Source organism: Sphingobium sp. B11D3D (assembly GCF_025961755.1).
Lineage (GTDB): Bacteria > Pseudomonadota > Alphaproteobacteria > Sphingomonadales > Sphingomonadaceae > Sphingobium.
Map to the genome: position 1 here is coordinate 601994 of NZ_JAOQOG010000001.1, position 17315 is coordinate 619308.

The window sequence follows — 17315 nt, forward strand, 5'->3', positions numbered from 1 at the left end:
GCAGGTCCATGTTTCAGGGACAGCGACCCGATCCGGAGCAGGCGGTCAAGGCCCAGTCGCGTGGCGACTGGGCCAGGGCGGCCGAGCTTTATGAAGACCTGCTTGCCGAGCAGCCGGACGATCCGGTGTTGCTCGGCAACCATGGCCAGGTGCTGCGCAAGCTTGGCCGGGATGACGAGGCCCTGGTGCAATATGGCCGGGCGATCGAGAGCCCGGAGGCACCGGCGGCTGTGTGGTTCAACTATGGCAATGTGCTCTACGACAAGAGCAAGTGGGAGAAGGCGCAGGCGGCCTTCGAGCAGGCGCTGGCGCTGGAGCGGGAGGATGGCCCGGCCGTCGTGCCCGCCACCATCCAGCTCGCCCGCTGCGCCGTGCGGCAGGGCGAATATGAGGAGGCGCGGCGACTGTTCAGCGACGTGCTGCGTCGCGACCCCAACAACTTCACAGCATGGCTGGAGGCGGGCAATGTCTGCCGCCATCATGGCACGTTGGAGGAAGCACTCGACTTCTATCGTCGGGCCGCCGAGGCGGCGCCCTCGCGCTATGGCGCGCATCTGAGCGTCGCCCGCGCGCTTGAGCAGGTCGGGCGGGAGGATGAGGCAGTGCTGGCCTGGCTCAAGGCGCTGGATTGCGCGGGGCCGGACGATCATGCCGATATCCACCACCGCATGGGGTTGGGCCGGGCAGAGCGAGGCGAGTGGCACCGCGCGGTCGAGGGCTTCCGCCATGCGCTGACCGCCGATCCGGCGTTCCACGCCGCGCGGATCGATCTGGCCGATGCGCTCATGCAGATGGGCGCCACCGAGCAGGCCGAGCCGCTGTTCGCTCAGCTGGAGGTGACGGCGCTGGAGGAAGAGGACGAGATCAAGTTCGCCGGCACGCTGATGAAGCACAATCAGTACGACCGGTGCGACGCGGTGTTGCGCGCGCGGATCGAGAAGGATCCGGACAATTGGCGGGGCCATTTCAACCTCGGCAAGGTGCTCATTGAGGGGATGCGCACCGAGGAGGCCGAGGCCTGCTTCGCCCGGGTAGACGACCTTGCCGGCGACGATGCGCCTGACCTGCGGGCGATGCGCGGCTCGATTGCCGGCAAGCGCGGCGATGTCGACACCGCGCGCGATATCTATACCGAGCTGGGCGAGGAAGAAGGCCCGGAATCGCCGTTCCGTGGCTCGGCGGCGATGGCGGCGCTGTACAGCGAGACGATGACGGCGGAGGAGACCCGCGACTTCCATCAGACGCTGTTCGCGCCGTTGGCCGAGGGTGCGAGGGTGGCGACCTCCTTCGCCAATGATCGCTCGACCGGGGCGGGCGCGGCCGATGCCGGGAAGCGCAGCCGTCGCCTGCGCGTCGGCTATGTCACGGGCGACATGCATGGCGAGCATCCGGTCAGCCTGTTCATGCGGCCGGTGCTGGCGCGGCATGACCGGGACGCCTTCGAGATCACGGTCTATTCGCTGAGCCCCCTGACCGACGACATGACTCGCCGCGCGCGCGGCCATGTCGATCGCTGGCGCGATGCCGCGAGCATCAGCAATACGCGCCTGGCGCAAATGATCGAGGATGACGGCATCGACGTGCTGATCGACCTGATCGGCCACACCGGGCGCAATCGCGCGCCGTTGTTCGGCCGCCGGGCGGCGCCGGTGCAGGCGATGTTCCTGGGCTATCCCTCGACCACCGGCATTCCCAACATGGACTGGCTGATCAGCGATCCGGTGACCTCACCAAGCGACCATGCCCATCTCTACACCGAGCGGCTGGAGCATGTGCCGGGCTTTGTGTTTTGCTACGCGCCCGAGCGGGAGTTTCCGTTCCCCGATTATGGCAAGACGCATTTGGAGCGCCCGCTCACCTTCGGGTCGTTCAACAATGTCTCCAAGCTCACCCCATACACCATTCGCCTGTGGGCCAAGGCGATCGTCGCCACGCCCGGCTCGCGGCTGGTGCTCAAGGGGCCGAGCTTCCTCGATTCGGTGGCGGTGAACCGCTTTGGCGATCTGTTCGTGGACGCGGGCGTTGCTGCTGACCGGCTGGAATTCCGGGGGCCATCGAGCCTCGATGAGATGATGGCCGAATATGCCGACATCGACATCGCGCTCGACTGCTTCCCTTATAATGGCGGCACGACGAGCTGTCAGGCGCTGTGGATGGGCACGCCCGTCATCACGCTGGCGGGCGAGAGCTTCGTGCAGCGCATGGGCGCGGGGCTGATGAGCGCCATCGGCCGGCCCGAATGGGTGGCGCAGGACGAGGATGCGTTCGTGGAGATCGCCGTCCGCCTTGCCTCGGACCGCGCCGCGCTGCTGGAGGAAAAGCGCAGCCTGCGCACGCGCTTCGCCGCATCGCCGGCCGGCGACATCGATCGATACACGCGCGAGCTGGAAGACGCTTATCGCCGTATGTGGACCGACTTCGCGGCCGGGGGGGCATGACCCGCGAAGAGTTGAAACCGGGGAGACGAATGGAGCGGCCTCGCGCTTCATGCTGGGGGCAGGGTTATGACCATATTCGATAGTGACTTCGAGAGCGTAGGGGCCGCCGTACCGCGATCGGCCGCCGGAATCGCGCTGATGGTGCGGCGGCTGGGGACGATGGAATCGGCCTATGCGCGGCTGATCTGGTCGCGCGCGCTGGCGGAAGCCATCGAGAAGATGGAGCACGCCTCTGCGACCGACCTGATCGACAGCCGGACGGGAGAAGGCGATGCCCGCCGTTCCGCGCGGCAGGGCGACACGCAAATCCTGCGGATGCTGCAGGCGCATATGAATCTGCGCAGCCCCAGCGCTGTGCGCCTGCTCATGTGGCTGATGGCCAATCCGGATGTGTTCCACGCGCCGCATGAACTGCGGGCGAGCCTGGGATTTGCAGAAAGCTCGATCAAGGTGTTCGTGTCCGAGCTGCGCAAGGCGTTTCGCAACAAGAATATGCCGGACCCGATCGTCTCCTTCTATCGGCGCGGCTATTGCGTGCCGGCCGATTGTGCGGCGCTGATCAAGGACGTCATCTCCCGCCTCGCCCTTGAGGAGACGAGCCTGGGGCGGACCAAGAGTCCGTCCTGAGGGAGATGCATCGCGCGGAAGGTGCATGACGGGGTGGTTGCCGCACCACCCCCAACCCCTCCTCTGACGAGGAGGGGCTAAGATTGTGGTGATCAGAAGAAATAATGCTCGGTTGCGGCAGGGCTGGCATTGCGCCGGGCTGCTACCGATCCGGCACTGCGGTGGTTGGCGGATGGGACGCGGCGCTGCGCGAGGTCGCCGGCGCGGATGCGGCTCCAGATACGCTCGACGATCTCGCGCTCCTCGGGGCCGACCGCTACCGCATAGATGCTCGTGGTTTCGATATTGGCGTGGCCGAGCCATGACTGCACGAGATTAAGCGGCGCGCCCGCCCCGAGCGCGGCGACGGCAAAGCCATGTCGCAGGCCGCGCGGGCAGGCTTGCGGGCCTTTGATATGCGTCCGGTCCATATGCTCGTGGACGTGGCGCCAGGCGGTGGTGCGGGACCAGCGCCAAAGGGGGGCGGCGCGATCATTGCCGGCAATATCGGTGAGCAGGCGCACCAGCCCCGACGAGATCGGCACGCGGCGGAAAATGCCTCTCTTCCGCTTCTTGAGGCTTTCGAAGATGACGACACAGGCAGCGGGGTCGATCCGCCCTAAGGTCAGGCAGAGCGCCTCCGAAATGCGGCACCCGGTTTCGGCGAGCAAGCGGCAGAAGGCATGGACGGAAGGCGGGGCAGTCTTTGCACTATCGAGGAAGCAGCTCATTTCGGATCGGTTCAAATATTTTCGACAGCCATATTCGTCGAATACAGACCAGTTCATCGATTTCGTCCCCCGTTGATGATCATTCTAATTTGGAACAGTTCCGTCATGATTTGGATCATGCGGATGCTGCTCAAATTATCGTTCCGTTAACCATCAAGTAACAAATCTGGACTTGGGCGGAAGCTCCCGCCGATCCGAAATGGATGCAATAGCGCTTGATCGGCGGATAGGATGCGCGCGGCCGGGTCGCGGGGCGCAAGCCGTGCGGTGAAGCATCCGATATGGCGTAATATCCCCACCGCCTGTCGATCCGGTCCCGCTTGCGATGCGGGCCGGGCCAGGCAGCTTGGCCTGTGAGCGTCAGGCGGTGGCCTAGAGGCGCGGGCCTTGCACGGCGCCGCTGACCTTGGGCTTTTCCGCGCTGTTGAGCAGATCGATCAGGCCGCTCATCGGCGCGCCGGCCTTTGCGTAATCGAGCGCCGACATGCCGGCGAGTCGGTCGCGGCGCAGCGGGTCGGCACCGTTGGTGACGAGCAGCCGCACCATCTCCATATCGCGCATCTGCACCGCGCGGATCAGCGGGGTTTCGCCGCTGCTGTTGGTCTGGTTGGGATCGGCCTTGTGGGCGAGCAGCAGCTGTGCGCCTTCCACGAAGCGGCGTTCAACCGCGAGCATCAGGGGCGTGCGGCCGTTATTGTCGGTCAGGTCCGCGCGCGCGCCCTTGGAGAGCAGATAATTGGTCATCATTACGCTGCGCTGGCCGACCACGATCAGCAATGCGGTCTCGCCGCTGGTGCGATCCTTGGTGTTGATCGGGGTGACGCCGGGGGTTTCGAGCACTTCGGCAATCTTGGCGGTATCGCCTTTGCGCACCGCCTCGAGGAAGCGGTAGCTGTCGGAGAATTGCGCCATGGCGGGCTGTGCCGTCACCGCGACGATCAGCGGCGCCATCGCGAGCGCCAGTGGGCTGCCCATGCGGACCAACATTCCCCTGCGCCGTTCGATCTTCACCCTGTACCCCCTTCGCCTTGCGTTCGTCTCAAGCAGTTGCCTTGGCTCCAATAGCAGGGCATGGCTGGCCCTGTCATGAATAAAGCCTGCAAAAAAATCCTCGCGCTTTCCATCGGCTTGGCGCTGGCCGCCTGCCAGGGCCAGAGCGGCGGCAACCAGGCCGGCGGCAATGAGTCGCTTCCTGCCGAGGGCAACCTCGTCGGCGCCCGCATCGGTGGCGATTTCACGCTGACCGACCAGAACGGCAAGAGCGTGCGCTGGGCGGATTTCCAGGGTAAATATCGCCTCGTCTATTTCGGCTACACCTTCTGCCCGGATGTGTGTCCGCTCGATCTCAACCGAATCATGCTCGGCTACCGGATGCTGGAGAAGGACCATCCCGAGGTTGCGGCCAAGATCCAGCCGATCTTCATCACCGTCGATCCCGAGCGTGACACCGTCGATGTGGTGAAAGGCTATGTCGCGCATTTCCATCCCCGGCTCATCGGCCTCACGGGCACGCCCGAGCAGATCGAGAAGGTGAAGACGGACTTCGTGGTAGTCGCCAGCAAGGAGGGCGATCAGGCCGCCAAGCAGGATTATCTTGTCAACCACACCCGCACGCCGTTCCTGTTCGGGCCGGATGGCAAGCCCATCGCGCTTGTGCCGGTCGAGGAACTGGCTTCCGCGGATGAGACGGTGGCCAAGGGCGTGCACGATTTCCTCGTTCACTATGTCCGATGAGCTTCTGGGAGCAGCCTCTCGAAACGCTTGACCGCGCGCAGTGGGAGGCGCTGTGCGATGGTTGCGGCAAATGCTGCCTGCACAAGGTGGAGGATGCCGACACCGGGCGCATCTACCCGACCAATGTCGCCTGCCGACTGCTGGATCGGAACACCGCCCAGTGCAGCAATTACCGCCAGCGCCGCGCGTTCGTGCCTGATTGCCTGCGGCTGAGCCGGGCCAATCTGCAGGAGATCGAATGGCTCCCGCAGACCTGCGCCTATCGCCTGCGTGCCCATGACGAGCCCCTGCCGGACTGGCATTATCTGATCTGCGGGGATCGCGAGGCGGTGCATCGTGCCGGCCAGAGCATTCGCGGCTGGACGATCTCCGAGACGATCGCGGGCGATCTGGAAAATCACATTGTCGACCGCGCGCTCTGAGCACAGGCTCACGCTGGCGGACGGGGCGGCGCTGTCTGTCGTCGTGATGCGCCATGGGCGGGCGCGGCGGATGAAGCTGCGGTTCGATGAGTTGGGCGACCGTGCCCTACTCACCATTCCCCCGCGTGCGTCCCTGCCGCGCGCCTTGGACTGGGTCCGGGCGCAAGGGGAGTGGATCGAGGGGCAGCGGGGTCGCAATGGCGGGCTCGTGACGCTGGCCGATGGCGCGCTTGTGCCCTTCGAAGGGACGCCGCTGCGCATCGTCGCGACCGGCGCGCGTACCCGGCATGTGCTGGCCGAGCAGGGCGAGCTACTGGTGGGCGGACCTGCCGATCTGGCCGGCGCACGAGCGCTGCGCTGGCTCAAGGCGCAGGCGCGAACGGCACTAACGACCGAAACGCAGGCACTCGCCACGCGGCACGGCCTGCCGTTGCGGCAGGTGGCGATCGGCGATCCCCGCGCGCGTTGGGGCAGTTGCTCGGTGGACGGCAACATCCGCTACAGTTGGCGGCTGATTCTGGCGCCCCCGCATGTGCGGCTGGCCACCGTGGCGCACGAGGTCGCGCATCTGGAGCATATGCACCATGGACCGGAATTCCATGCGCTGGTGCGGGCGATTTCGCCGGTTTGCCCGGATGCGGCCCGCGCCTGGCTGCGCGCTGAAGGGCGTAGCCTGCATCGCTATACCGCCTGAGCGACCGCGTTCTTGATCTGTGAAAAACGTCGAAGGGCGCGGCTCGCACCGCGCCCTTCCGTCGTCCTGGCTATGCCCGCTCAGAAGCGGCTGCGCACCGTGATGCCATAAGTGCGCGGCTCGGCGAGATAGGCCGAGAAGAGCTGGTTCGACATGGCGCCGAACCGACCCAGTTGCGCGCGCGACTGGTGATTGGGGCTGGAGCTTTGCAGCGGGCTGTTGAAGGCGACCTGGCTGTAATCGCTGTCGAACAGATTCTGCGCCCACAGCTCGATGGCCCAGGCCTGTCCCGGACCGCGCAGGCCGATGCGGGCATTGGTGACGATGTAGCCGTCCTGCGCCTTCTCGGGATAGAGGTCCGAGCCGGTGTTATAGTCGCCGGTGATCCGGTTATCGACATAGACGAGGCCGCTGAAGCCACCGCCCAGCTCCGGTGTCCAGGCAATGCTGCTGGTCGCCACCCAGCGCGGCGCGTTGCTGTTATCCTGCCCTTCGAGCAGGAACAGCGCGGGGTCGAGCGGCACCGAGCCATCCGCATTGCCGACGAGCTGGTCGGCGAACTTGGCGCGGGTGTAGGTCACGCCCGCCGTGGCCCGCAGCGAGCGAACCGGCTGGACATAGGCCTCGATCTCGACGCCCTGGCTGATGAGGCCGGGCTTGGTCTTGGCACAGGTGCCGTTCGCGGCCTTGGCGCCATCGCAGCCATTGATGTTCTGGACGACGAAGCTGGTGCCATTGAAGGTGTTGAGCTGGAAGTTGCTGAACTCCTGCCGGAAGGCGGCGAGGTTGAAGCCCCATTCGCGGCGCGCATATTTGACGCCGATCTCGTAAGCGTCGACCGTCTCCGCGCCGAAGGCTAGGCTCGCCGCATCGGCATTGCTGCGCGGTGAGAAGTAGGTAATCGGCGCGATGCCGGTGCCGACCCCGGTATTGCCCAACTCGAACCGGTCCAGATTGTAGCCGCCAGCCTTATAGCCGCGCGAATAGCCGCCATAGACCATCAGGCCGCCGCCGACCTTGTAAGAGAGCACGGCAGTTCCTGAGAATTTGCCCTCGGTCTGCCGGTCCTGCAGGTCGAGCGCGTTGAGGCCGGTGCTGGCATTGCCCAGGCAGCCGAGCGTGAGGATGCCGCCCGCCAGTTGCGCGGCCGAGCCGAGCGCCGGATTGGTCGCGATGCCCGGCAGGGCGGAGGCCTGCAAGGCGGCACAGGTCGCATTGTTATTGTTGAGATCGCCCGAGAAGCGCTTGGTCTCGCGCGTGTAGCGCACGCCCAGGGTCAGATCGAGCGCATCGGTGAGATGGATGATGTTGTGGGTGAACAGCGCCCAGTTCTCGCTGCGCTGATAATAGCGGCTGTCGGTATCGCCGGCCCCGTTGGGGATGGTCGCCAGCGCGGTGAGGCCGGTGCCGAGGCCACCCGAAATCGCGCCCGCCTGCGCTGTTGCCGTCGCATTGGCCACCGTTGGCGAGGCACCCTGGCCGATCGCCCGGGCGTAGATGGAGGCATAGAGGCCGGCATTCAGACTGGCTTGCGTTGCGCTGATCAGGTTGCCGACGTCCGGCGTGAGCGCGTTGCCGTCGATCGGCGCGGCGCACAGGCTGAGCTGGGCGGGTGAGAGGTTGCTGGCGGCGCCGGTGCCGGCCATCAGGCGGCAGGCTGCGAAGCGGCCATAATCAGCGCCGAAGCGGATATTGTCGCGCAGCGTCAGCTTCTCGTTGGCGTAATAGCCGCCCACCAGCCAGTCGAGCATGCCGCCCAGGGCCGAACCCTGCAGGCGCAGTTCCTGCGTGAAGGTGCGGAACTGCCGGAAGGTGCCTGGGTCGCGATAGAGCAGGTCGGCGGTGGAATAATCATAATCGCCATAGTCGGATGACTTGTAGTCGCGATAGGCAGTGATGCTGGTCAGCTTGGCATTGCCGAAATCATAATTGATCTCGCCCGAGAGGCCCCAATCCTCCAGCTTGCTCACATAGTCCCGGCCCGGCGTGATGCTGATGTTCCGCTGATAGGGATTCTGGGCATAGGGCGTGGGGCCATTGGGGAAGCGCGTGCCGAGCGCGCTCAGGATCGTGACGATGCGGTTTGTGGCGTTCTGCGTGTAATTAGTGGGCGAGCTGCCCACTTCCTCGCCGGTATCGATATAGACGGCGCCGCAGCAGCTTTCGTCGCGGTTGGTGTAGTCGCCGATCAGGCGGACGGAGAGCGCATCCGAGGGCTCGAAGAGCAATTGCCCGCGCAGGAAGTAGCGGTTGCGGTCATTGGTGTCGCCGATCTTGGCGCCCGAGCCGTCTACGATATTGAGGAACCCGTCACGCCGCGAATAGACGCCGTCGATGCTGGCGGCGATGGTCTCACTGAGCGGGCCGGTGATCCGGCCGGCGAGCCGCCAAGCTTCATAATTGCCGAAGCTGGCTTCCGCGCTGCCGCCCCACTGGAATTCCGGCGCCTTGCTGACGATGTTGAGCAGACCGGCCGAGGCATTGCGCCCGAACAGCGTGCCTTGCGGGCCACGCAGCACTTCCACCCGCTCGATCTCGCCGAGATCGGTCAAGCCCGCGCCCGTGCGGGAGCGATACACGCCGTCGATGAACACCGCGACGGAGCTTTCCAGACCCGGATTGTCGCCCACCGTGCCGACACCACGGATGCGCGCGGCGCCATTGGCTTCCGATCCGGTGGAGGAGACGAGCAGCGAGGGCGCAAGCTGGTTGAGCTGGCGAATGTCGTTCGCGCCGCTGTTCTGCAGCGATTGGGCGGTCACGGCTGAGACGGCGATCGGCACATCCGAGAGCGGGCTGGCGCGCCGCGTGGCGGTGACGATGATCTCGCCCATATTGCTTTCGTCGCCGCTCTGCGCGGTCGCATCGCTCGCGTCCTGAGCAAAGGCGGGGGTCGCAAGGGCGCATAGCAGTGCGGCAACACTGGCAGACGCAATGAGGGATGGCTTGGGCATCATTCGCTCTCCTGCACGTTTGTCCGGTCCGGCATTTGTGCCGGTTATTCGAGAGCATATGCCAATAGCCATAGGGCGCAACTCCCTCATTTCCGGGATTTAGCGGTTTGTTGCATAAGGGTTACAGTCGGCGGAGGCCGCTTATCGCCAAAGAGCGAAACGCAGCAGCCGATCCTCCAACGCGATAAGCGCTTCGCTGTTCCGGCCGACAAGAGAGGCGATTGCCGGTGACGCTGCGTCAAGGCCACCGGTGAACGCCCCGAAGGCGGGCACGATGATCTTGCTGCCGCCCTTCACGAAGCAGCGCCGCGAGATATGCCGCCCGCGCAGGCTCATTCGCAACTTGGGATGAAAATGTCCGGAAATTTCCGGTCGCACCTCTCCCGGCATGGCTTCGTGGCGCAAGATGACGCCATCGACGAGCGCTTCTGCCCGATTTTCACCCCCCAGCGGCGAATCAACGCCCGAGGCGCCGAGGGGATCATGATTGCCGGTGATCCAGGTCCAGCGATAGGTGGCCGTCAGCTGCGCGATCCGCGCGCGCGTCTCGCCGCTCATCCGCTCGTGTGCGCCGCCATCGTGGAAGCTGTCCCCCAGGCACCAGATCTCCCGCGGCTGGGTGAGGGCGATCACCGCCGTCAGCGCATCCAGCGTGGCGCGGCTGTCATAAGGCGGCAGCATCTGGCCGCGCCGGGCGAAAGCACTGGCCTTCTCGAAATGAAGATCGGCGACGATCAGCGCGGCCCGCTCCTGCCAGAACAAGGCGCCCTGCGGCAAAGCCTGCCAGCTTTGGCCGGCAAAGCTGAAGGCCGGGCCACAGCCTGCCGCGCGCGGCATGGGTTGATCGATGAGTGGGGACGACCTCATGGCCTTGCTATGCCGTCGCAGCGGGCATGGCGCAATCGGGCAGTTGAACAAAAGTGGAACTTTTGCGATGGCCCGCAGGCTCTGGCTCTCCCCGCTCGGCTGGTGTAGGCGCGCGCCCATGTCGCACGAACCCGCATCCTTGCTGACCGTCGCCGCCTTCTACCGCTTCGCGCCCTTGCCCGACCCGGAGGCGCTCGCGACCGACCTGCGCGCGTTGGGCGCGACGCTGGGCCTCTCCGGCTCCATCATCCTCGCGCAGGAGGGCATGAATGGCACCATCGCGGGGTCGGCCGATGCGGTGGAGCGCCTGTTCGCGCGCCTGCGCGCCGAGCCGGGCTTCGCGCCGCTGGCGCCGCGCCTGCACAGCACGGAGCGGCATCCGTTCGCGCGCTGGAAAGTGAAGGTGAAGCCCGAGATCGTGACCATGGGCCGGCCCGGCGTCGATGCGGCGCAGGGCGCGGGCACGCATGTGCCGCCGGCGCAGTGGAACGCGCTGATCAGCGATCCGGACACGATCCTCATCGACACCCGCAATGATTATGAGGTGGCGCTGGGGCGGTTCGCCGGCGCTGTCGATCCCATGACGGCGAGCTTCGGCGACTTCCCGGACTGGTTCGATGCGCAGGCGGCGCAGTGGCGCGCGGAAGGCCGCAAGCCCCGGATCGCCATGTATTGCACCGGCGGCATACGCTGCGAGAAGTCGACGGCTTATGCCCGCGCGCAGGGTTTCGAGGAGGTCTATCACCTCAAGGGCGGCATCCTTGCCTATCTCGCGGAAGTGGAGGAGGCCGCCAGCCTGTGGGACGGCGCCTGCTTCCTGTTCGATGATCGCGTCGGCATCACCCATGGCGAGCGGGTCGTCCCGGCCGCGCTGTGCCCCGCCTGCGGGCAACCGCTTGCCGGAGGTGCGGATGAAGGAGGCTCAGCGCCCGCTTGCGTCCGCTGCGCCGGTATCGGCGAAATCTAGCCTGCCCCGTTGCCGGGCATCGCCGCCGGCGAGGTGGAAATCGACATGCCGCTGGCCGAAATCGATCGCGATCCGGTCGAACAGGCGCAGCATCCCCATGCCGAGCAGCATGGCTGGCCGCTCGCCCAGGCCAAGCTCGGTAAAGGGCGCGGCATCCAGGAACAGCATGGGCACATTGTCGAGCGTCGCGTCGCCGATGGTGAGTTGGCGCACGACGGCGAACTGGGCCGGCACATCGACACCGGTGACGCTGGTCAGCACGGTCGGCGTTGGCGGCACCACCAGCCGCTTGGCCTTGAGGCTGCGGAACAGCGCCATATTGCCCACGCTCTGCTCGGCGCCGGTGTCGAGGATCACGTCTACCTTACGCCCGTCCACCCGCGAGTTCATGAGGATCAGTTGGCCATAGCGGCTGCGCGCGCGCACCACGATGGCGTCCTTCTCGTCACGCACGGCGGATGAGCGGCGGCTGCGGCTGACTTCCATGCGGCGCTGGTTGAAGTCGAGGATGAGGCGCTTGTCCGCGAGGCTGTCCAGCCCGATGATCCCCAGGCTGCCCATGTCCGCGCGAGCGATAGTGAGCGCGGCAAGCGAACTGACCGCATGGTCGCCAAAGCGCAGATCGCTCAATTGAACGGATGAGACCGTGACGCGCCCGGCCATGCTGATGATCTCGACCGGCTGGAGCTGGGGCAGCATCAGCCGGGTGGCCAGCTCCGTGGCGATGATGGTGCGCTGGGAGCCGGTGTCGATCATGAACGGATAAGGGCCGCGCTCGCCGATCCGCACCGGCATGGTCATCCGCATCCCCGGATCGCCGCCGATGGGCATGACCGGCTCGTTGAGGTCGAAGGTGCCGGGATCGACCGGTATCTCAGGGCCGCGCGGCGCGATGACGAAATGGTCGCTCGCGCTCGGGATCTGGCTGGCGATGCCGAACGGCCCGGTCAAAGCCGCAGCGGCCGTGATTATAGCCTTTGCCAGGGTCAGCCGAAGCGTCGAGCCGAAAACCATCCCCAAGGTCTCCCAAGACGGGCAGCTTATCACGGTTTTGCGGTCCCGCCAAAAGGATCGAGGCGGGCGCGGGCGATGCTAGCTGGCCGGCGCGTCGGGCGTCATGGCAATGCGGGCGAGCGATTCGGCCTCCGCGAGCAGGCTGTCGTCGGTCTGCGGGCCGGCCACATGCTCGCGCCCGATCATGATCAGCACCGGCACGGCCAGCGGGCTCACCCGGTCGAGCGGCTTGTGCAGCATGGTGGCGCTGGCCCGGTCGATCAGCTCACCAAGGCGCCCCACGTCAGTCATGCGCGCGCGGGCATCGGCCCAGGCGGCCTTGAGGAGCAGATGCTCCGGCTCATAGCGGCGCAGCACGTCATAGATGAGGTCGGTCGAGAAGCTCACCTGCCGTCCGGTCTTGCGCGCGCCGGGTTGCTGGCGTTCGATGAGGCCGGAGATCACCGCCACGTCGCGAAAGGCGCGCTTGAGCAGGCTGCTTTCCTCGACCCAGGCGATGAACTCGCGGTCGAGAATGTCGGCGGAAAACAGCGGGCGGGGGTCGGTAACGGGCTGCAGGCCATAGACGGCCAGCGCATAATCGTTGGAGACGAAGCCGACGGGCTTGAGGCCACGCTCTTCCATGCGGCGGGTGAGCAGCATGCCCAGTGACTGGTGCGCGTTCCACCCCTCGAAACTGTAGACCACCATGTGGTGCAGCCCCTCATGCGGGAAGGTCTCGACCAGCAACTGCTCGGGCTGCGGCAGGACGGAGCGGACCGCCTGCATCGCCAGCCATTCATGAACATCGGGCGGGAAGCGGTTCCATTGCGTCGGGTCGGCCAGGAAAGCGCGCACGCGGCCGGCCAGATGCGTCGACATTGCCATGCGCGTGCCGCCCCAGCTTGGAATGCGGGCCTGCTGGGATGTCGCCTTGACGAACAGCTCGGCCTCGGTCTGGCGGACCAGCTCCAGTGAGAGGCCGGAAAAGAAGAAGCGATCGCCCGGGCTGAGCGTCGCGGCAAAACTCTCCTCCACCGTCCCGAGCTTGCGGCCGTTGCTGAAGCGCACATCGAGCGCCGGCTGGTCGACGATGATGCCGGCGTTCAGCCGATGCTGCTGGGCAAGGCGGGGATGGGCAATGCGCCAGAGGCCTTCGGGCGTGCGGACAAGGCGCTGGAACCGGTCATAGGCACGCAGCGCATAGCCACCGGTGGAGACGAACTGGAGAATGTCCTCAAGCTGGGCCGCGTCCAGCCAGTCATAAGGCGTGGCGGTGCGGATTTCGGCAAGTAACGCGGCAGGATCGAGCGGGCCGGCGCAGGCTAGCCCCATGATGTGCTGCGCCAGTACATCGCGCGCGCCGGGGCGAAAATCGTCGGCATCGCGCTCACCGCTCATCACGGCGTCCCAAGCGGCCTGCGCTTCGAGATATTCGAAGCGGTTGCCGGGGATGACGATCGCCTTGCTCGGCTCATCCATCCGGTGATTGGCGCGACCGATGCGCTGGAGCAGGCGCGAGCTGCCCTTCGGCGCGCCCATCTGGATCACACAGTCGATGTCGCCCCAGTCGATGCCCAGATCGAGACTGGCGGTGGCGACAAGGCCGCGCAGCTTGCCGGCCGCCATTGCGGCCTCCACCTTGCGGCGGGCCTCGCGGGAGAGGCTGCCATGGTGTATGCCGATGGGCAGCGTATCCTCATTCTCCGCCCACAATTCCTGAAAGATGAGTTCGGCGAGACCGCGTGTGTTGCAGAACACCAGCGTCATGCGGTGCTGGCGGATGATGTCGATCACCTGCCCCGCCGCATATTTGCCGCTGTGGCCGGACCAGGGCACGCGGTCCTGCGGCATGAGAATAGTGAGGTCCGGCGCGGCGCCCGGCTCGCCTTCGACCAGCGCTACTTCTTCCTGCGCGCCGGCCGGCGCCAGCCACCGGCGATAGGCATCGGGGTCGCCCACGGTTGCCGACAGGCCGACGCGGCGAAGTTCGGGGGCGATGCTCTGCAGGCGGGCGAGGGACAGGGCGAGCAGATCGCCGCGCTTGCCGCTCGCGAAGGCATGGATCTCATCGATGATGACGGTTTTAAGGGACGCGAAGATCAGGTCCGCATCGGGATAGGTCAGCAGCAGGGAGAGCGATTCGGGCGTCGTGAGCAGGATGTGGGGCGGCTTGGCCCGCTGCCGGGCCTTGCGATCGGACGGCGTATCGCCACTGCGCGTCTCGATGCGGATGGGCAGGCCCATCTCACTGACGGGGGTGAGCAAATTACGCTGCACATCCACGGCCAGCGCCTTGAGCGGGGAGATATAGAGGCTGTGCAGGCCTTCTGTCGGCGCCTCCGCGAGGTCGGCCAGCGTGGGCAGGAAGCCGGCGAGCGTTTTGCCGGCTCCTGTGGGCGCGACGAGCAGAGCATGGCGCCCCGCCTGCGCTGCCTCCAGCATCGCCTCTTGATGGCGACGGACGGACCAACCCCGCCGGTCGAACCATCCGGTGATGAGGGGCGGCAGGGATGGGGTCATGTGCGCGCGCGGGGCCATGCCTTCAATGTGGATGCCCCGCCATGCTTACTCAAGCCCGGGTGGAATAGGGCTCCTTACGATCCCGGCGCTTGTCTTCGCGGTCGAGACTGTCGCGCAGGTCTTTCGCGGCGCGGTCGCTCCGCGCTTCGTCGCCCGGCTTGGTGTCGCGCTTGTTGCGCCAGATTGCGTAGACCAGCACCGCGGCAAACAGGACTGGCCCGACAACGGTCATGAGGCTCCAGAGGCTGCCCATGTTTCTCTCCTATTTTCCAAACCCATCAAACGCATGGACGTCGCCTGAGTTTCGCGTCTGGCCGCGCAGCGGGTTCGGCGCGCCTCGCTGGGTGACGGATGGCGGGCGGTAAGCCAAAAAAAAAGGCCGCCCCGAAGGACGGCCTGGAAGTTTTAGGAGAGGATGCCTGAAAGGCAGGAACTGTATGCGTTACATACGAATTTCCTGCAATTGCGAAATGAAGAGTGTTGATTGCACAATTTGCAATCGATCTCTTCAGTCTACGCATTTGGTTGACGTTAATGCCCAGCGGCAGGACCACGCTCCAGACCAGAAAGTGCAAGCTGTTCATCGACTTGCGCCAGCAGGCGGTCCAGTGCATCAGCATCGCGCGCCTCGGCGCGGGCGACCAGAACGTCCTGTGTGTTGGATGCACGCAGCAGCCACCAGCCGTCCGGCGTGGTGACGCGGGCGCCGTCCGTTGCGTCGATCGTCGCGCCGGATTCGGCGAGTCGGCGCAGCACTTCCTCGATCACGGCGAATTTGCGGCTCTCATCGACCTGGAAACGGAGCTCCGGTGTGTTGACCATGGCCGGCATGGCACCGCGCAACTGCGTGACACTGCGCCCCAGCGTGCTGGCCGCACGAATCAGGCGAACGGCCGCGTAGAGGGCGTCGTCGAAGCCATAATATTCGTGCTTGAAGAAGATGTGCCCGCTCATCTCGCCCGCCAGCGGGCTGCCCGTCTCCTTCATCTTGGATTTGACGAGGCTGTGGCCGGTTTTCCACATCAGCGGCTTGCCGCCCAGTTCCGCCACCCGGTCGAACAGCGCCTGGCTGGCCTTCACATCGGCGATGATCGTGGCGCCCGGTTCAGCGGCGAGCACCGGCTCGGCGAGGATGGCAAGAAGCTGGTCGCCCCAGATGATGCGCCCTTCGCCATCGATGGCGCCGATCCGGTCGCCATCGCCATCGAAGGCGAGGCCGAAATCGAGGCCCTTCTCCGCGACCAGCGCGCGCAGGTCAACGAGGTTCTTCTCCTCGGTGGGGTCGGGATGGTGATTCGGGAAATGTCCGTCGACATCGGTGAACAGCGTGTGGTGCTCGCCGGGCAGCAGCTTCACCAGCCGGTCGAGCACGGGGCCGGCGGCGCCGTTGCCGGCATCCCAGCCAATCTTGTAGGCTTGGCCGTCGAAGCCCTCCATCAGCCGGGCGACATAGCGGTCGAGAATGTCGACCTGCTCGCTGCCGGCGCTGCCCTCGACCCAGTCGCCGGAAGCCGCCATCGTGCCGAGGCTCTGGATGTCCTTGCCGAAGAAGGGGCCTTTCTGGAGCACCATCTTGAAGCCATTGTAATTGGCCGGGTTGTGGCTGCCGGTGATCTGGATGCCACCGTCCACATCCAGCACGGCCTCGGCATAATAGAGCATCGGCGTCGGGCCGAGACCGATGCGGACCGCGTGAATGCCGCTGTCATTGAGGCCGCGCACCAGCGCTTCTTCCAGCATCGGCGAGGAGAGGCGCCCGTCATAGCCGACCGCGACGGCCCGTCCGCCGAGCCGCGCGACACGCGTGCCGAAGCCCCGGCCGATGGCATAGGCATCCGCCTCGCCCAGCGTTTCGTCGATGATGCCGCGAATGTCATATTCGCGCAGCGTGGTCGGATGGAATTGATGCGTCATGAAAAGTCCCGGAGAAGGTCGAAGGAAAGCGAACCGACTAGCTTATGTTTCTTGCGATTTTAGCAACGTATCACGCGCAGCATTGATCCGCGCGGCGAGGCCGGGCGATCCGCCGGCGTCCGGATGATTTCTGGCGATGAGCTTGCGATGCGCGGCGATGATCTCGTCGCGGCTGGCATTCATCGACACGCCAAGCAGGTCGGCCGCTTCCGCGCGGCTGAGATCGCGCGCAGTCAGCGGAGCGGGAGAGGGCGCGCGCCCGCCTGCCAGACTGTCCCCAAAGCGCAGCCACAGGCCGGAGACGGTCGCAACCAGCGCGCCTGTCACCGCCATGCCCTTGGTCATCATGATCGTGCCGATCAGCGTGCCGGCGACGCCCAGCCAGGCCGCCGGCACCTTGCGCCCGCTCTTGCGGAGGCGGTACCAGAACCAGAAGCCCAGCCCGCCCAGTGCGACAGCGAGCAGCAGCATG

Annotated in this window: 15 protein-coding genes; 6 read left to right on the top strand and 9 right to left on the bottom strand. The window is 65.9% G+C overall.

Translation table 11 applies throughout. The features are described 5' to 3' along the window. Positions 1–8: 8 nt before the first annotated feature. Positions 9–2438 carry a tetratricopeptide repeat protein gene (locus tag M2334_RS02830; protein ID WP_264604745.1) on the top strand — a complete coding sequence of 810 codons (2430 nt, stop codon included), beginning with the start codon at positions 9–11 and terminating at the stop codon, positions 2436–2438. 66 nt (positions 2439–2504) lie between these two features. Next, a complete protein-coding gene (locus tag M2334_RS02835) occupies positions 2505–3065 on the top strand; it encodes a helix-turn-helix domain-containing protein (protein ID WP_264593802.1) in 561 nt (186 codons plus the stop codon). Positions 3066–3157: 92 nt separating this feature from the next. Here M2334_RS02835 and M2334_RS02840 read toward each other — a convergent pair whose 3' ends face one another. Both M2334_RS02840 and M2334_RS02845 read right to left on the bottom strand, forming a co-directional pair. Further along, positions 3158–3832 (bottom strand): tyrosine-type recombinase/integrase, encoded by a 675-nt coding sequence (locus M2334_RS02840; RefSeq protein WP_264593803.1) that lies wholly within the window; start codon positions 3830–3832, stop codon positions 3158–3160. 315 nt (positions 3833–4147) lie between these two features. Beyond that, on the bottom strand, positions 4148–4750 hold the full coding sequence (locus tag M2334_RS02845) for an ankyrin repeat domain-containing protein (protein ID WP_264604746.1): 603 nt from the start codon (positions 4748–4750) through the stop codon (positions 4148–4150). A 111-nt stretch (positions 4751–4861) separates the two neighbouring features. On the opposite strand from M2334_RS02845, the gene M2334_RS02850 reads away from it, so the two are divergent. Genes M2334_RS02850 through M2334_RS02860 form a run of 3 tightly spaced genes read left to right on the top strand, consistent with a single transcriptional unit; the run spans position 4862 to position 6625 of the window. Beyond that, positions 4862–5509, top strand: coding sequence for an SCO family protein (locus M2334_RS02850; RefSeq protein WP_413716061.1), 648 nt, complete (start codon positions 4862–4864; stop codon positions 5507–5509). Further along, positions 5506–5931, top strand: a complete 426-nt coding sequence (locus M2334_RS02855; RefSeq protein ID WP_264579843.1) for a YcgN family cysteine cluster protein — start codon at positions 5506–5508, stop codon at positions 5929–5931. Before M2334_RS02850 ends, M2334_RS02855 begins: the two co-directional genes overlap by 4 nt. Beyond that, the gene (locus M2334_RS02860) at positions 5912–6625 is read left to right on the top strand and encodes a M48 family metallopeptidase (RefSeq protein ID WP_264593805.1); all 714 of its coding nucleotides are present in this window, start codon (positions 5912–5914) and stop codon (positions 6623–6625) included. The genes M2334_RS02855 and M2334_RS02860 overlap by 20 nt, the downstream gene beginning before the upstream one ends. A gap of 80 nt (positions 6626–6705) precedes the next feature. Here the strand turns inward: M2334_RS02860 and M2334_RS02865 are convergent, their stop codons facing one another. Further along, positions 6706–9582, bottom strand: coding sequence for a TonB-dependent receptor (locus M2334_RS02865; RefSeq protein WP_264593806.1), 2877 nt, complete (start codon positions 9580–9582; stop codon positions 6706–6708). Positions 9583–9720: 138 nt separating this feature from the next. Further along, positions 9721–10446: a ligase-associated DNA damage response endonuclease PdeM gene (gene pdeM, locus M2334_RS02870; RefSeq protein ID WP_413715149.1), complete on the bottom strand. Its 726-nt coding sequence runs from the start codon at positions 10444–10446 to the stop codon at positions 9721–9723. A gap of 118 nt (positions 10447–10564) precedes the next feature. Here pdeM and M2334_RS02875 point away from each other — a divergent pair, with 118 nt between their 5' ends. Beyond that, positions 10565–11413, top strand: a complete 849-nt coding sequence (locus M2334_RS02875; protein WP_264593807.1) for a rhodanese-related sulfurtransferase — start codon at positions 10565–10567, stop codon at positions 11411–11413. Here M2334_RS02875 and M2334_RS02880 read toward each other — a convergent pair. The 5 genes from M2334_RS02880 to M2334_RS02900 all read right to left on the bottom strand — a co-directional run bounded on the left by M2334_RS02880 (position 11369) and on the right by M2334_RS02900 (position 17314). Further along, positions 11369–12427, bottom strand: coding sequence for a retroviral-like aspartic protease family protein (locus M2334_RS02880; protein ID WP_264593808.1), 1059 nt, complete (start codon positions 12425–12427; stop codon positions 11369–11371). The two genes, M2334_RS02875 and M2334_RS02880, sit on opposite strands and share 45 nt — an antisense overlap. A gap of 78 nt (positions 12428–12505) precedes the next feature. Next, positions 12506–14929 carry a ligase-associated DNA damage response DEXH box helicase gene (locus M2334_RS02885; RefSeq protein ID WP_264593809.1) on the bottom strand — a complete coding sequence of 808 codons (2424 nt, stop codon included), beginning with the start codon at positions 14927–14929 and terminating at the stop codon, positions 12506–12508. 49 nt (positions 14930–14978) lie between these two features. Continuing rightward, on the bottom strand, positions 14979–15182 hold the full coding sequence (locus M2334_RS02890) for a hypothetical protein (protein ID WP_264585803.1): 204 nt from the start codon (positions 15180–15182) through the stop codon (positions 14979–14981). 278 nt (positions 15183–15460) lie between these two features. Beyond that, on the bottom strand, positions 15461–16843 hold the full coding sequence (pgmG, locus tag M2334_RS02895; RefSeq protein WP_264593810.1) for a phosphoglucomutase/phosphomannomutase PgmG: 1383 nt from the start codon (positions 16841–16843) through the stop codon (positions 15461–15463). A 42-nt stretch (positions 16844–16885) separates the two neighbouring features. Beyond that, positions 16886–17314, bottom strand: a complete 429-nt coding sequence (locus tag M2334_RS02900; RefSeq protein ID WP_264593811.1) for a molecular chaperone DnaJ — start codon at positions 17312–17314, stop codon at positions 16886–16888. Position 17315: the final 1 nt, after the last annotated feature.

What these genes read in the sequence shown, in the direction of transcription:
- M2334_RS02840 (WP_264593803.1), bottom strand. Translation starts at nt 3,832, where the DNA reads ATGAACTGGTCTGTATTCGACGAATATGGCTGTCGAAAATATTTGAAC.
- M2334_RS02900 (WP_264593811.1), bottom strand. Translation starts at nt 17,314, where the DNA reads ATGCTGCTGCTCGCTGTCGCACTGGGCGGGCTGGGCTTCTGGTTCTGG.
- M2334_RS02875 (WP_264593807.1), top strand. Translation starts at nt 10,565, where the DNA reads ATGTCGCACGAACCCGCATCCTTGCTGACCGTCGCCGCCTTCTACCGC.
- pdeM (WP_413715149.1), bottom strand. Translation starts at nt 10,446, where the DNA reads ATGAGGTCGTCCCCACTCATCGATCAACCCATGCCGCGCGCGGCAGGC.
- M2334_RS02835 (WP_264593802.1), top strand. Translation starts at nt 2,505, where the DNA reads ATGACCATATTCGATAGTGACTTCGAGAGCGTAGGGGCCGCCGTACCG.
- M2334_RS02885 (WP_264593809.1), bottom strand. Translation starts at nt 14,929, where the DNA reads ATGACCCCATCCCTGCCGCCCCTCATCACCGGATGGTTCGACCGGCGG.
- M2334_RS02830 (WP_264604745.1), top strand. Translation starts at nt 9, where the DNA reads ATGTTTCAGGGACAGCGACCCGATCCGGAGCAGGCGGTCAAGGCCCAG.
- M2334_RS02850 (WP_413716061.1), top strand. Translation starts at nt 4,862, where the DNA reads ATGAATAAAGCCTGCAAAAAAATCCTCGCGCTTTCCATCGGCTTGGCG.
- M2334_RS02845 (WP_264604746.1), bottom strand. Translation starts at nt 4,750, where the DNA reads ATGGGCAGCCCACTGGCGCTCGCGATGGCGCCGCTGATCGTCGCGGTG.
- M2334_RS02890 (WP_264585803.1), bottom strand. Translation starts at nt 15,182, where the DNA reads ATGGGCAGCCTCTGGAGCCTCATGACCGTTGTCGGGCCAGTCCTGTTT.
- pgmG (WP_264593810.1), bottom strand. Translation starts at nt 16,843, where the DNA reads ATGACGCATCAATTCCATCCGACCACGCTGCGCGAATATGACATTCGC.
- M2334_RS02865 (WP_264593806.1), bottom strand. Translation starts at nt 9,582, where the DNA reads ATGATGCCCAAGCCATCCCTCATTGCGTCTGCCAGTGTTGCCGCACTG.
- M2334_RS02855 (WP_264579843.1), top strand. Translation starts at nt 5,506, where the DNA reads ATGAGCTTCTGGGAGCAGCCTCTCGAAACGCTTGACCGCGCGCAGTGG.
- M2334_RS02880 (WP_264593808.1), bottom strand. Translation starts at nt 12,427, where the DNA reads ATGGTTTTCGGCTCGACGCTTCGGCTGACCCTGGCAAAGGCTATAATC.